Below are 15,128 nucleotides of genomic sequence, written 5' to 3'. Positions count from 1 at the left end.
GTGGGGTCAGCATGCAAAACGTTACGTTTATCGGTATCGATCTTAGCAAAAGTTCATTCCACACCCATTGCCAGGACAAGCACGGACATCCGTGATTATGCCAAAAGGCCTCCCGCACTCAACTTATCCGGTTTCTTACCACTTACCAGCTCTGCATTGTCGCGATGGAATCTTGTGCCAGTGGATGGAGAGCCATAGATTTTATGTCTATATGGTACAGTTACATTGCATTTTTTAATGTCACTAATTAATTATATTAAATAAATGAATAATAGAGTTATTGATTACATTACTAATCATTAAAAATAATTTAATTAGATGTTCATACACTTTTTTGAGTTCATGAATTCTGTATTTTGAATGGGTGCTTGTTTGCACTTATACTTTAATTTTGATGAGTTTTCTCATATTAACTTTTTACAGCGTATGATTTTAAACATCTTAATGTTTATTGGGTCTTTAACATGCGAATTCCAAGGTATTTTATAAATGCTTATTATACGGTTAATGTTTTTAATGGTTTTTTTTGTTTGCAATATTTCTAATGCAGATATTCCTGATGCAATGGAAAAAGAAAGAAAAACATACTGTTTGCCAATAAATGAGGTATTTATTCGCGGGGTTACACTGGATTCTATAAAATATACAGAGAAACTAATAAATATAAATAATGGCTGCATTAAACATAATGATATTAACGCCCTGGCTAAAGATATTACAAGTCAATATGTAAAAAATGGATATATTGCAGCCCGAGTCAGATTCATACCAATAAATTCGCGGGGCCAGCTTGGTCTGAGTATAACAGAAGGAATAGTTGAGAAAATCGAAGGTGGAGATAGGCGAATACATCATAAAATGCTTTTTCCTGATGTGGTCGGTAAACCACTTAACGTATCGCAACTTGATCAAGCCATCGATCAGGCGCACAGATTGCAATCCAATAGAGTAACGCTAGATATACAGCCAGGCCATGAAAGTGACAATGTGATCGTGAATATTAATAATATTAATGCTGAGCCTTGGCATCTATCAACTTCAGTTGACAATTATGGCTATAAAGGGTCAGACAAATGGCGGAATAGAACTTCACTCAAGCTAGATAGTCCGCTCGGTTTTTCCGATTTAGTTATATTAGATTTTGTTCGGACGTTAGAAAATGCTAAAAAGTCCTACAAGAATGAGGTGACATTTCTTTATTCAGTGCCTTATGGCGCTCTTACATTAAGCACACTTGTTAATTATAGAAATTATCGTCGTAATGAAAAACTTAAATTTAATGTTATTAATTTTAATGGAAGATCAAAAGAATACAATTTTAATGCTGATTACGTTTTTTATCGAAACCAAAATACCATTAATAGTATCAGTACGAAAGTAGAACATAAAATTATAGACAACTATATTGCTAAAACGAAAGTGGGGGTTAACAGTCATAGGCTTAGTGCTCTAGGTATGAGTCTAAATCAGTTCCGTTTATTCCCTAATGGTTCGATGAATTTTAATATAGGCGTAAAAAGAGGGGTGCCATGGTTTAATACTGGTCAGTTTAATAGAGATAATAAACGCTTTGCTGATGGTAAATTCACTACAAGCAAACTATCAGTTAATTTAAATCATCGTGTAAAGCTATTTGAGTCAGTGTACCAATTAGATCATCTTTTTGTTGGACAGTATAGTAAGGATAAAACAGCCTCTCCTGAGAGGATAGATCTCACCGCACGCCATGCAATTAGAGGGTTTAGTCGTGGTTCTCAATCTGCAGGTAATGGCTGGTATATAAGGAACACATTATCTAATCATTTTTTTCTGGGCCAGGCCGTTATTACTCCACATATCGGTTTCGATGCAGGGCGGGCATTACAACACAAGAGTAAGAAGGGGTGGCAAAGTAATACCGGCATAAGTGTTGGTGCAACATTACAGTATAAAAAAGCATTGCTTAATCTGGATATCAGTCGCGGTTGGTGGCTTTCAAACAACAATAAAAATGAGCCTGTGCAATTGTTAACTCAAGTTTCCTACACCTTTTAGTTCACATCAATAGTCATAAATTTATTAATAAGGATATTTTAATGAAAAATAAAAAGTTCAAACTTTCCCCTGCAGGGAAACTAACAGTTGTATTATCGTTAATTCTAACACAATCTTCTATTTGTTATGCCAACGGCATAGTTGCAGGAGGTGATGCTGCACATCGGCCTGATATTTATACAACTGAAAATAACGTCCCCATAATTAATATAGTGACGCCTTCTTCCGACGGTGTATCACATAATCAGTATGATGAGTTTAATGTTGATCGGAATGGAACTATATTTAATAATTCTGCCAGTAATAGCTCATTGGGTGGAGGAAGAGGTCGTTCACTGAGTATTGAAGGTAACAAAAATTTACAGGCGTCAGCCGATACATCTTCTTTGCATGGAAATCCTGCTCGCGTGATTTTAAATGAAGTCATAGGGAGTAATGATTCAATATTAGCAGGGCACCAGCAAGTTATTGGTAATCCTACAGATTATATTTTAGCTAATGAAAATGGTATTTCCTGTGATGGTTGTAGTTTTGATCCTAATTTCAGTCAGGTTACTTTGGTCGTGGGTAAGCCAGTGGTCGATGATGGCAGGTTACAGGAGTTTGATAGTACAAGTAATACAAACAGAATGACAATAAAGAACACTCGCGAAGCGTACATGGCTAAAGTGTTAACATTGATTACTCCAACGATTAATGCTGATAGCCATATTATGGCGACTGAAGCAGTTAATGTTATTGTCGGTAAAAATAAATTTTCTAAAAATAATGAAATAATCCACGCTGGCGTGAGTGGATCACCAGATACTCTGGTGGACGGATATTTTCTTGGCAGCATTGCGGCCAATCGTATTCGATTGCACGATACCCGTCAGAGGAATAGCTTGATATTACAAGGTAATATCACTGCATCAGAGGAGTTGGATATAAGTGCAGTAGAAGGAACAGCCCGGTTGAAAAGTGACACTTTAGATGGCGGCAGCATTAATATACATGCCAAGGATATTATCGCGGAAAAAGATATTTCATCTTTAATAGGTGGAAACAATAGAAGTAATTATATTAACATGCGCGGAAGCACTATTAATATTACCGCACGTGATAATAACCAATTAACCGGCGTTAGAGTCAGCGGTCATAATGTATCACTCAAGGGTTCTACATTAACAATTGATGGCTTAGCCCATGAAGACAATAAGATTATAAACTCTGACAAACAAGGTGATGGCATTGGTGATAAAATAACCAGCCAGACTGCAAGTGAAAAATATTTTAGCGAGGGTTTAATAAGGGGATATGGCGGAATTAGTATGGAGTCGACTAATGGTGATTTAATTTTAAAAGGTGTTCATATTGAAGATAATAATGGGAGTATTAAGTTAAATGCACAACGTGATGTGCTTATCAGTGGACTTAAATCCGCCAGAACAGATAATAAATTAGTTGAACTGAAAGATATCGGACCAGATTTGCAAAATGGCAACATAAAACAATCTAAAGAATTTGAAACGCTGACTAAAACAATCATAAAATCAAAGAAAAATACTGAATTTATTGCTGGGCGGGATACCCGTTTGGCGGGAGTAGAGATTAAAGCTGCCGGTGAACTCAAGTTAAAAAGTAAAGGTAGTATTACGATAACCCCACAGGAAATAAAAAAATCAAATGAGAATTATGCGGGGTTTACCCAATGGGGCGCGTTAGGTGGCAGTGAAAAACATTTAGATAGTAAACGTAATTACAAAAACCAGCAGTCTGATTTGATTGGTTCTAATATTTACATTGATGCAGATGAAAACATTTCAATCATTTCCAGTAAAGTCAATGCGAATAATCTTATCTCTATCAAATCCAAGAAAGATATGTTGTTGAATGGGTTACTTGATAAGGAAACTGTACATTATATCAAGGAAACGGGTGGGGTATTTAATATCATTACAAATTCTAATAAGAAAACTGACAGTAATGAGAGTTTTATTGATACAGAGATAAAATCAAATGGTGATATTTATATAGACTCAAATGGTGTTTTTATTGATGGAGCCTTAATTAATGCTGAAGGTAAGTTGAAAATAAAAAGCACAGGTAATGTTATTGCGACCGCGGCTCGCCAACAACAAAAGATTGATGAAGAAAAAAGCGATCTTAACTGGCAATGGTATGCAAAAAAGCAGGGAGATAAACAATATAGGGCCGGCTTTGAGATTAAACATGTCAACGATAAAGACTATTACAGTAAACTAAATCACCATGTTGCGACATTAACTGGTGGAGAGGTTAACATTTCAGCTGAAAAAGATATTAGATTTTTTGGTACAGCGATAAAAACAAATCAAGGGGATCTGACCTTGTCAGCCGGTAATGGATTACAATTTTTGTCAGCAGTTAACTCGAATATGAGCAGTAAAGAGAGAACTATTTACGCCGGTGGTGCACATTATGACGGTGGCATTGATAAATTTGGTAGTGGTGCAGAGATTAAATACAATAATAAGAAGAATTATAAAGTGACTGATAGCAGTATTGGATCAAAAACTGATATTAATGGTAATATGAAAATTACTGCTAAAGAGGATATCACTCATCAAGGGGCTAATCATCGGGTGAGTGGAGAATACCATGAGAATGCAAAAAATATATATCATATGGCAAGCAATGATAAAACCATTTTTGATAGTACTGAAAAAGAGATAAAAGGAGGAGTCGGCTTTAATATTGATTATAGTAAATATACTCGACAAATAGAGAAAATTATAAAGGATCCGATGAATACACTTCAGCATCTGGGAGGAAAAGGTAGCTTGAAAGGAATTTCAGATCCTAATTTGGGCTTGGATGTTTATGGTAGTGGGGATAATAAAACTCAATCAGGCCTCAGCTCTTTAGCGTTAGTCACTGAAGTACAAGCTAGCGATATTATTTTAACAGCACAAAAAGATGTCATGGATGTTGGTACACAATATAAAACCAAGGGCAAGGATAAGAATGGTGGGATCTTCAGTTTGGAAGCTAATCGTCATTTCAGTAACGCGGCAATAAATTACAACCAGGAAAAGGAGGATAATGAGCGAGGCGGTGCCGGTGTCCGTGTGTCAACTACCACAGGTAAGGATGTGAAAGTAACCCTTTCAGCAAAGGGTGAAACTTCAGAAGGAAATAAATATGTCAGCACAATGCTACCATCATTTATTAAGGCTGATGGCAATGTACTGATTAAGACAATGGGTGATACATATTATCAAGCCACTGACATATTCTCTGCGCGGGGGAAAGTCCAGATTAAATCTGATGGAGATATTCATTTCGAACAAGTTATTGATAATGAGCGTAACGACTACAGCCGCACTCACGGGAAAGGTAAATTAACACTGGGTGGTACTGTAACATCTAAAGAGTTTAGTGTGGGGTTGGGGGGCGAGTACCAAAAGAGTCATGGGCATACGTCAAATGCCCAAGTGAGCCAAATTAAATCGCAGCATAGTGTCATATTGCAAGCAGCTAATATTACTCTTAAGGGGACTAAAATTGGCGATGAAGATGCCAAGGTGGGTAATGTTGACATGATTGCGGGCCAAAAACTTATCTTAGGCGCATCACTATCAGATAGTGCTAATAATAATCTCAAGGCCGCTGGGAATGTAAGAACAGGGGTTAAAATAGGTTCATCTGATACAGACGCCTCTAAAATGGGATTTGTCGGTGGCGATGGTCAGGCAGATAAAATAAAAGAATCTACCATTATCCGTAAAGGCATCAATATTCATAGTAATGGTTCGGTGTTACTACAGGCCGGTAGTAATGATAATCAGGCGATTTATACTCAAGGGCTCCAGCTTAATTCGCAGCAAGTGAAAATACACGCTAATAATGGCGGGGTATTTATGGAGTCATCCTTAAATGTACTCCCCAAAGATAATTGGGACTTTGATATTAATGCCGATTTAGTGCTAACCAATAAATTTGGTAAAGACAGTAATGGCAAGGTTGATAAAAATAGCAGTAGTAAAAGTCATTATACCGGTGCCGGAATAAAAGCAGGTGTTAATACTCAGGATATCTTCGAATATACTAACACCTCCATTTCTACAGATTCTTTCTCACTACAGAGCCATAAAAATACACATATGCTTGGGGTCGATGTTAATACAAATAAAGCTAGTGTTAATGTTGGCGGTGATCTTCATATAGAGAGTCAGAAAGATAGACAAAATATTGTTAATGTAGCTGTCGATTTCGCCCTGAGTCATACAAATGATAAAAGTAGCAGTGTGGTGAGTAAAATATCGAAAATTGGCACTAAACGTTTTGAGGGAAAGATAAAAGGGGTGTTAACCAGTGGGATTGACAAAGCTGGCACGGCATACAATAAAAAATTTCCAGGCAAAGATATTATGGGTGGGGTTGTTTTCAACAAAGATAAACAGACTGTAGAATTACCAGCGTTATCAAACAAGACGACTTCACGAAATTTTGCTGATAAGACGGCTCGTTTTCTTGGCAACAACTTTAAAACAGGATTAACAGACCCTGCTGGATTAGCGGGTCATGCTAAGTTGGATATAAGTCTGGTTAAAAATGATGCTATCGATAAGACGTCAGGTATTTTTGCGCAAAAAGTCGCTTCTGTAACAGTATTGGGTAAAACGGTACTGAAAGTGGCTCAAATAAACAATGCCAGCGGTATAGTCACTTTAAATATTAATGAGTTACATTCGGAAGATATGAAGAATAACACTCATAGGAGTGGTGGTGGGTTTAATCTTGCTCCCACCGTGATGGGGGTTGCTAGCGCAGGAGTGTCTGATGCGGCGGCAGGAAAAATACCTTTTATACACTCTCCTTATATTACTCATGGAACTAGCAATGTTCCCGGAGGAATCTTCCATGACATGGACGGTGAATTCATTCTCCATAAAATGCCGGTTAACTAGCGGTCAGTGCATTAATCTGTAGTCGAGTAGTACAACAAAGGCACCTTTTGGGTGCCTTTGACATTATTGACGCAATAACAAATTACATCCGCTCAACCGTTTGAATACCTAAGGTATCCAGCCCTTGTTTCAGGGTTTTTGCTGTTAGCATGGCCAGTTTCAGGCGGCTCTGGCGGCTCTCTTCGCTATCAGCATTCAGGATTTGGCAATGCTCGTAGAAGCTGGAGAACAAACCGGCCAGGTCATACAGATAAGAACACATCACATGCGGTGTCCCTTCGCGAGCCACGGTAGTGATGACCTCTTCAAATTGCAACAAGCGGGTAGCCAGAGCAGCTTCGCGGTCTTCTGTAATCACTAACGGCAAGGTCAGGTTACTTTCATCAATACCAGCGCGCTTAAATACTGAAACCACACGGGTATAGGCATATTGCATGTAAGGCGCAGTATTACCATCCAGTGCCAGCATGTTATCCCAGTCAAAGATATAGTCAGTGGTGCGGCTTTTTGACAGGTCGGCATACTTCACGGCACCAATACCCACAGCTTCAACCACTTGCTTGAGTTCGTCTGCTGGCATATCCGGGTTTTTCTCGGCAATCAGTTTACCCGCACGCTCGATGGCTTCATCCAACAAATCGGACAGTTTGACCGTACCGCCGGAGCGGGTTTTAAATGGTTTGCCATCTTTGCCCAGCATCATGCCAAACATATGATGCTCTAATGGCACAGATTCTGGCACATAACCGGCTTTACGGACGATAGTCCAGGCCTGCATCAGATGCTGGTGCTGACGACTGTCGATGTAATACAACACGCGGTCCGCGCCTAGTGTTTCGTAACGGTATTTGGCACAGGCGATGTCGGTAGTGGTGTAGAGATAGCCGCCATCTTTTTTCTGGATAATGACGCCCATAGGTTCGCCATCTTTATTTTTGTATTCATCCAGATAGACAACGGTTGCACCTTCACTCTCCACTGCCAGCCCTTTGGCTTTCAGGTCTGCCACAATCTCAGGCAACATGGCGTTATACAGGCTTTCACCCATCACATCATCTTTGGTCAGGGTGACATTCAGGCGGTCGTAAGCAATTTGGTTTTGCGCCATGGTGATATCCACCAATTTACGCCACATCTGACGGCAATATTCGTCACCGCTTTGCAGTTTCACCACATAAGCACGGGCACGCTTGGCAAATTCTTCATCTTCATCATAAGTTTTCTTGGCTTGCTGATAGAAAAGCTCCAAATCCGATAAGCCCATATCGCTGGCATTTTCGTTTTGCATTTTTTCCAGATAAGCAATCAGCATACCGAACTGAGTGCCCCAGTCGCCGACGTGGTTGGCACGAATAACATTATGGCCCAGGAACTCTAAAGTCCGTACCGCAGCATCACCGATGATGGTCGAACGCAAGTGACCAACATGCATTTGTTTAGCCACATTCGGCGCAGAGTAGTCAACCACAATAGTTTGTGGCTCAACCGGCTGAACGCCCAGTTTAGGGGCTTTCAGCGCCTCTTCGACTTTGCTGGCAACCCATTGGCGATCAAGGAAGATATTGATAAAGCCAGGGCCGGCAATTTCGACTTTGCTGGCAATACCGTCAAGATCGAGCAGTTCAATGACTTTTTCTGCCAGTTGTCGGGGCTGCATGCCAAGTTTTTTGGCAACGGCCATCACACCGTTAGCTTGATAATCGCCAAATTGAGCTTTGGCTGATTGGCGAACCTGAGGTTCGCTGCCTGCTGGAGCACCTGCTGCAATCAGCGCCTGGCTGACTTTATCTGAGAGAAGAGCCTGAATATTCACCGGGTTACCTTAATTACGCACAAAAAACATATTAATGACGCACACGAGCATCGCTGTGCCAGTTAATTCAAACGGGGCCCAAAAACCTATCACGCCAGCAGCGGGAAGGTTTGGCAGAGCGTGAGTCACAAGATGGCAGGATTTATACCATATTTGGCCCCCGGCGTCAGCATCAGGCCGGTGGTTACTGTCGTAAATGGAACTGCGGATTATTGTGTGTATATACCCTGGATAATTCGAGTGAGCGAGAGTAGCCAACGCACATGCAGCTTGAAGTATGACGGGTATAGATTAAATATGGCTGATTAGAACGAATAACTGTAGATTATGGCCGCTTCAATTCCGGAAATAACAGTTAACAGGAGAATAAAATGAGCAGCCTGAAAGATATCGTCGAATTATCGGACTTATTCACAGACTTGCCCTATTTTGAACAAAAGCTGGTTGTTTTCGCGGCTAAATTAAATCTGGATTTGACGCAATTCAGTGCTGACCATATTTCATTGCGGTGTCATCAAACAAAAACAGCACAACGCTGGCGCAGTGGTTTACAGCAATGTGGCAATTTGATGTCTGAAACACAAATTAATGGCCGATCTATTTGTCTGTTCGATTTAACGCCACCACTAATTGTTGGGCCATGGCAAATAGATTGTGTGGAATTACCTTATCCGGGGAAAACATATTATCCACATGAAGGATGGGAGCATGTTGAACTGGTGCTGGCAGGTGACCCACAAACCTTGATGCAGCGGGCCCGCGCCTTATTACCGGCTACCCTGCCAGAGGGGGTTACGACTAAGTTTAGTTCTCCGCAAGGCGAGCATGAGCGCTTAGCCAATCCGACATTAGCGGTGAGTGATGGTGAGATAACCATTAAGTTTCATCCTTATACTTTGCGACAAATTGTCAATAGCGAGCGCAATGGCTAACGTATATGGGTTATTTATTTCGATACCGACTATCACTTATGGTTATCACTGTGACTGGCGTCTACTCATGGATTCAAAATGAGTGCCATAGTGAATGCTTCAGTATGCTTGATTAACGCTTTTTTAGTGTGAGACATTATTTAGCCTGTTATTTAGTCGATTAACTATTAAGCCGATATTTATATGCTGAGAAGTCATAGGGTATTTACTGCCGCAGTGGCATCCGTCAAACGGGGGAGAGAATGACTAAATTGGAAATTTGTTGCTATAGCGTGGATTGCGCGCAAATAGCAGAAAAGGCAGGAGCCGACCGGATTGAATTATGCTGCGGTCAGTCCGAAGGGGGCTTAACGCCGAGTATCGGTGCATTAATGCAGGCCAGAGAGACGGTTACCATTCCCGTTCACCCAATCGTCCGTCCGCGCGGAGGGGATTTTTGTTACAGCGACAATGATTTCGCCATCATTAAAAATGATATTGCCAGAATCCGTGATATGGGGTTTGCCGGGGTGGTAGTGGGCGTGCTGGATATTGATGGTCACATTGATATGCGCCGGATGCGAGAAATTATGTCTGTTAGTGGTTCATTGGCGGTCACTTTCCATCGGGCATTTGATATGTGTCAGAACCCAATGATTGCGTTACAACAATTAGCGGATCTGAATGTGGCGCGAATTTTAACCTCAGGTCAGCAACAGAATGCTGAGTTGGGGCTGGCATTATTGAAAGATTTAGTTGCCGCCACTCAGGGGCAAGGACCGATTATCATGGCCGGGGCGGGGGTTCGTCTCACGAATATGCAGAAGTTTATTGATGCCGGTATTCGAGAGCTTCACAGCTCTGCTGGCCGAACTGTGCCGTCAACCATGAAATACCGCAAAGCGGGTGTGACAATGTGCGCAGACAGCGATGTCGATGAGTTTGCTCATTATTGTGTAGACGGTGAAGTGGTTGAAGCGATGAAAAGTTTGTTGGTGATGGGCGCACCGTTACCACAATCTGCGTAGATTTTGCGCACCCACAGTACTGAAGTTGTCAATACCCCGACCAATCAGGCCGGGGTTTTTTATGGTTTACGGGCGATGAGTACTGCTCTGAGTGGAGCCGGATAGCCTTCGACCGTTTTGGTGGAATCATTGGGGTCAAGGAATTCAGCTAATGACTCACTGGTCATCCAATCGGTACGGCGTTGCTCATCGGTGGTGGTGACGGCCATATCGACGATTTTGACATCGACAAATCCGCATTTTTCCAGCCAGGCTTTCAGAGCCGGAGCCGATGGAATAAAGTACACATTTCTCATCTGAGCATACCGATCACCGGGCATTAGTACCTGCTGGCTATCACCTTCGACCACTAACGTTTCAAGCACCAGTTCTCCCTCATTAACCAACTGATTTTTAAGTTGATAAAGGTGATCCAATGGCGAGCGGCGATGATACAACACGCCCATTGAGAATACGGTATCAAAGGCCGCCAGTTCCGGCAGTTGTTCAATACCCAGTGGCAATACATGGGCTCGCTGGTCACCCCCGAGCAATTTACGAATAGCTTCAAACTGACATAAAAATAGCTGCATTGGGTCGATTCCCACCGCCAGATGAGCACCTTCACCAATCATGCGCCATAAGTGATACCCGCTGCCACATCCGACATCCAGAATAGTGCGACCTGCTAATGGACTGATGTGCGGCAAGACTCGCTGCCATTTCCAGTCGGAACGCCATTCAGTGTCAATATCTAACCCGTACAAAGAGAAGGGGCCTTTGCGCCAGGGCATCAGGGCGCGCAACATGTTTTCCATCCCTTCACGTTGTCCTGCTGAAATCGGCGGGATCATCTCTGCCCGCACACCCTCGCGTAAATCCAGCAAGGTTGGCGTGAGTTGCGGCAAATGCTCAACAGCGTTAAACCAGGTTTTAAACTTACCGTGTAATGATTCGCGCTGCCAGGTACTGAGCTGAGCGGGCAGGGTGTCTAGCCATGGGCTTAGAGGACCTTTGGCAATCAGCCGGTAAAAATCGCCAAATTCAATCATTGAGCCTCTCCCGCTTTCAGGGCAATTAACGAACCAAAATTGAAACATTGGAACCACACTTCCGCGTGTTCGAAACCGGCATCACGCAGACGCTTTTTATGGGTTTCAACCGAATCCGTCAGCATGACATTCTCCAGCATGCTACGCTTCTGGCTAATTTCCAGTTCGCTGTAACCATTGGCGCGCTTAAAATCATGATGCATATTGAACAGTAACTCGCCAATATCATTATCTTCAAAGTTGAATTTCTCTGACAGCACCAAGGCACCACCTGGGCGTAGCCCTTGGTATACCTGATTGAGTAGCCGCTGGCGATCCGCAGGCTCAAGAAATTGCAATGTGAAGTTAAGCACCACCATCGAGGCATTCTCAAGCTCGATATCCAAAATATCGGATTCCACCACGTCTACCGGCGTTTCTGCCCGGAAGGCGTCGATATGACGGCGGCAGCGTTCAACCATCGCTGGTGAGTTATCCACGGCAATGATTTTACAGCCTTCGGCTTTGATATTACGACGCATTGAGAGTGTTGCTGCACCGAGCGAGCAGCCAAGATCGTAAATCTGGCTATTGGGTTGCACAAAACGCTCTGCCAACATACCTATCATCGAGATGATGTTGGAGTAACCGGGCACCGATCGCTGAATCATATCAGGGAAGACTTCAGCGACTTTTTCGTCGAAAGTCCAGTCACCTAACTTGGCAATAGGGGCAGCAAACAGGCTATCACGCTGTGGCGCTGCTGGCCCAGGCTGCTGCTGCGTGTCATGTAGAGATTGCGTGTCGCGTTTTGGCATGGCTGTCATTGACTAAGTAAGAAATGAACAAGAAATTAAAGGCGCATATCATAACAGAAAACAGAATAAATGAGCGCGATAAAGAACGTGTGGATAAGTAGATAGGTGAAGGCAGGCATGAAGGCGGCAATTAGCCGCCCGAACTAACTGTGTTCCGTTTGGGGACCGAGCAACAATCTGAACAGGCCTATTAGGTCAGGCTGAAAATCTGATCCCAAGGCAGGTAGTAAATATTAGCAATAATCATCAAAACCAACGAAACATAGGTGGCGCTCATCCCGGAGCGGCGCCAGCGAATTTCGCGATGGCGTAAACCATAATAATGTAGCAGGCGGCCAACTATCAGCATTAATCCACAAATGTGAATCATCCACGTCTCAGCACCGTTCATTTCCATCATAATGAGCAAAATGACAGCAATAGGAATATATTCTACGGCGTTGCCATGTACGCGGATGGCGGTTTGTAATTCATAAAAACCACCGTCGCCATAAGCGACTCGGTACTGATTTCTCAATTTAACCACATCAAATGAAAGCTTGATCAATAACAGTGCGCCCAACACCACATAAAGCGAGCTAACCATTTTTAACTCCATTGCCCAACCATAGACTGGCCAGATAATGATAACCGCCTACTGTGTTACTGTCGCTAGAAAAATGGCAGGAATCACATTTCTTGATACTCGGTTTAGTGTTTGGAATGATGAACTTGTGCAACAGGGATAAGCATATCTCGCGGCTGGCGATGTGTTTGGCTAAAAAGTGCACAAGTGGGATTAGAACAGCGTATCTTGTTCCGGCCAGTCAGGGGCTGGGGGTAAGGTGGTCATCACTGTGGCTAATTGCTGCCAAATCTTTTGTGCCTGCTGGGGGGAATCACTGTTATCTGGTGTGTGAATGAAAACATAGGACTGATATTGTTGTTCCCATAGCGGAAGTTTTTGCAGCCAAGGCGCAAACAATGCCAAATTATCCTCCAATTGGTCGCCACCAATAAAACGCACCAATGGTTGACTGCCGGTGACGATAGCATGTACGGGGAGGCGCGGCTTCTTGCTTTGAGCGTCACGAACAGCTTCAGTGAGAGGCTTTGCCGCATGAATAGGCCGGCTATCAAGCATCACTCGATTGATTGCTCGCTGGTGTAATCCTTGGTTGAGTGCACGTTCGGCATCACCTTTGGCAAAAAATTCTGGGTGACGCACTTCCACGCCATAATGGAAACCCGCCGGTAATTTATCGAAAAATTGCCATAAACGGTCTAGTTCACTTGGCCCGAAAGCGGCGGGTAACTGTAACCACAATTGTCCAATCCGGTTGTGCAGGGGGGACAAACATTGGTAAAAAGCCTGCAAATCTTTATCACAGTCACGCAGGGCCGCTTGATGGCTGATTGTCGCCGGGAATTTAAAACAAAAGCGGAAGCTATCTGATGTCATATCGCGCCAACGTTGTACTATTTCCAGCCGTGGCAGAGCATAAAAAGTAGTATTTCCTTCAACACAATTAAAGTAGCGACTGTAATCAGCCAAATCCTTGATACCCAACTGGTTCCAGGTTGGGTGTTGCCATTGCGGCAGTCCTATATACATCTTTTACCCTTCTTACTTGGCGCTACAGCGTTGTTAGCTGCATTCACGCACCCGAATCACTGACTGATGTCAGCTCATCGGGATTTATTCATTTGCTGCCTAGCTGTAACACCAATTAATTTGGGTAAACCCTTCTTACTTGGCGCTGCCGCGTTGTTAGCTGTATTCACGCACCCGAATCACTGACTGCCCGTTGACTTTAAAATAAATAGACTCATCGGGATTTATTCATTTGCTGCCTGGCCGCAACGTCAACTAGTTTGGATATTTCTTTTTGATGCTACAGCGTTGTTAGCGAAGATAAGTTTATAACGTTACGCGCTCAGGGCTGCAAGGATCTCTGTGCTGCTACGTACGCGAGAGATACGCGGGAAGATATTTTTCATCGCGAATTGCTGCATCTCGGTGCTGGCGGTGCTGCAGCCATCTTCGGCTATCACTAGTTCATAACCGTGCTCCCAGGCGGTGCGGGCGGTGGATTCAACGCCAATATTGGTGGCAATTCCCGCCAGCACGATGGTTTTGATCCCGCGGCGACGCAGTTGTAAATCTAAATCAGTACCGTAAAACGCTCCCCATTGGTGTTTTATCACTTTAATATCCTTATCTGTAACTGCAAGCTCTGACGGGAAAGTCCACCATGACTCAGGTAAACCACCGGCCGGACTTGGACTGGGTTGATCGACCGGCTGTTTCAGCGCCTCAGCAAATGAATCTGACCAACCCACGCGCACGAAAACCACAGGAGCACCTAGCTGACGAAAGCGTTCTGCCAGGCCAGCATTGGTCGCGACGACCTGTTCTGCACTGTAAGGGCCTTTGGCAAAGGGTAAAATTCCCTGTTGCAAATCAATCAGTACCAATGCGGTGGTTTTTGCATCAAGTTTCATGGTGTTATGCCTCGGTATCATTGGAGAAATTCTGGACGATAGACTTAATCTGCTGACCAGTTTATGCCAACATATGTTATCGGGTCGTCCTTGTGAGGA

Annotated in this window: 10 protein-coding genes and 1 pseudogene; 5 read left to right on the top strand and 6 right to left on the bottom strand. The window is 43.0% G+C overall.

Annotated elements, in window-relative coordinates; genetic code table 11:
* Positions 1-11: 11 nt before the first annotated feature.
* The 3 genes and pseudogenes from FTB31_RS19980 to FTB31_RS19970 all read left to right on the top strand — a co-directional run.
* Positions 12-179 (top strand): annotated as a pseudogene (locus tag FTB31_RS19980) (IS110 family transposase); the annotation flags it as partial.
* A 310-nt stretch (positions 180-489) separates the two neighbouring features.
* Positions 490-2,034, top strand: coding sequence for a ShlB/FhaC/HecB family hemolysin secretion/activation protein (locus FTB31_RS19975; protein ID WP_139344343.1), 1,545 nt, complete (start codon positions 490-492; stop codon positions 2,032-2,034).
* A gap of 41 nt (positions 2,035-2,075) precedes the next feature.
* Positions 2,076-6,965 carry a hemagglutinin repeat-containing protein gene (locus FTB31_RS19970; protein ID WP_227731720.1) on the top strand — a complete coding sequence of 1,630 codons (4,890 nt, stop codon included), beginning with the start codon at positions 2,076-2,078 and terminating at the stop codon, positions 6,963-6,965.
* Between the two features lie 82 nt (positions 6,966-7,047).
* On the opposite strand, the gene argS is transcribed toward FTB31_RS19970, so the two are convergent.
* On the bottom strand, positions 7,048-8,778 hold the full coding sequence (gene argS, locus FTB31_RS19965) for an arginine--tRNA ligase (protein ID WP_050075469.1): 1,731 nt from the start codon (positions 8,776-8,778) through the stop codon (positions 7,048-7,050).
* A gap of 371 nt (positions 8,779-9,149) precedes the next feature.
* Here argS and FTB31_RS19960 point away from each other — a divergent pair, with 371 nt between their 5' ends.
* Entirely contained in the window at positions 9,150-9,710 is a 561-nt protein-coding gene (locus FTB31_RS19960; RefSeq protein ID WP_050075470.1) for a VOC family protein, read from the top strand.
* Positions 9,711-9,952: 242 nt separating this feature from the next.
* Positions 9,953-10,717 (top strand): copper homeostasis protein CutC, encoded by a 765-nt coding sequence (gene cutC, locus FTB31_RS19955; RefSeq protein WP_005169161.1) that lies wholly within the window; start codon positions 9,953-9,955, stop codon positions 10,715-10,717.
* 59 nt (positions 10,718-10,776) lie between these two features.
* Here cutC and cmoB read toward each other — a convergent pair whose 3' ends face one another.
* The 5 genes from cmoB to FTB31_RS19930 form a co-directional block, all read right to left on the bottom strand.
* Entirely contained in the window at positions 10,777-11,748 is a 972-nt protein-coding gene (cmoB, locus tag FTB31_RS19950; RefSeq protein ID WP_227731719.1) for a tRNA 5-methoxyuridine(34)/uridine 5-oxyacetic acid(34) synthase CmoB, read from the bottom strand.
* On the bottom strand, positions 11,745-12,545 hold the full coding sequence (gene cmoA, locus FTB31_RS19945; RefSeq protein WP_227731718.1) for a carboxy-S-adenosyl-L-methionine synthase CmoA: 801 nt from the start codon (positions 12,543-12,545) through the stop codon (positions 11,745-11,747). The genes cmoB and cmoA overlap by 4 nt, the downstream gene beginning before the upstream one ends.
* Positions 12,546-12,735: 190 nt before the next feature.
* A complete protein-coding gene (locus FTB31_RS19940; RefSeq protein WP_025378080.1) occupies positions 12,736-13,131 on the bottom strand; it encodes an MAPEG family protein in 396 nt (131 codons plus the stop codon).
* 192 nt (positions 13,132-13,323) lie between these two features.
* Complete coding sequence (locus FTB31_RS19935) at positions 13,324-14,139, bottom strand: DUF72 domain-containing protein (RefSeq protein WP_050075473.1); 816 nt, start codon at positions 14,137-14,139, stop codon at positions 13,324-13,326.
* Between the two features lie 314 nt (positions 14,140-14,453).
* Complete coding sequence (locus FTB31_RS19930) at positions 14,454-15,029, bottom strand: hydrolase (protein WP_050075474.1); 576 nt, start codon at positions 15,027-15,029, stop codon at positions 14,454-14,456.
* Between the last annotated feature and the right edge of the window lie 99 nt (positions 15,030-15,128).

The organism is Yersinia proxima (assembly GCF_902170785.1).
Lineage (GTDB): Bacteria > Pseudomonadota > Gammaproteobacteria > Enterobacterales > Enterobacteriaceae > Yersinia > Yersinia proxima.
This window is presented reverse-complemented; position numbering and strand designations above follow the sequence as displayed.

Coding starts and splice junctions, on each gene's coding strand:
- FTB31_RS19975 (WP_139344343.1), top strand. CDS start 490: ATGCTTATTATACGGTTAATGTTTTTAATGGTTTTTTTTGTTTGCAAT.
- FTB31_RS19970 (WP_227731720.1), top strand. CDS start 2,076: ATGAAAAATAAAAAGTTCAAACTTTCCCCTGCAGGGAAACTAACAGTT.
- FTB31_RS19960 (WP_050075470.1), top strand. CDS start 9,150: ATGAGCAGCCTGAAAGATATCGTCGAATTATCGGACTTATTCACAGAC.
- cutC (WP_005169161.1), top strand. CDS start 9,953: ATGACTAAATTGGAAATTTGTTGCTATAGCGTGGATTGCGCGCAAATA.
- cmoB (WP_227731719.1), bottom strand. CDS start 11,748: ATGATTGAATTTGGCGATTTTTACCGGCTGATTGCCAAAGGTCCTCTA.
- cmoA (WP_227731718.1), bottom strand. CDS start 12,545: ATGCCAAAACGCGACACGCAATCTCTACATGACACGCAGCAGCAGCCT.
- FTB31_RS19940 (WP_025378080.1), bottom strand. CDS start 13,131: ATGGTTAGCTCGCTTTATGTGGTGTTGGGCGCACTGTTATTGATCAAG.
- FTB31_RS19935 (WP_050075473.1), bottom strand. CDS start 14,139: ATGTATATAGGACTGCCGCAATGGCAACACCCAACCTGGAACCAGTTG.
- FTB31_RS19930 (WP_050075474.1), bottom strand. CDS start 15,029: ATGAAACTTGATGCAAAAACCACCGCATTGGTACTGATTGATTTGCAA.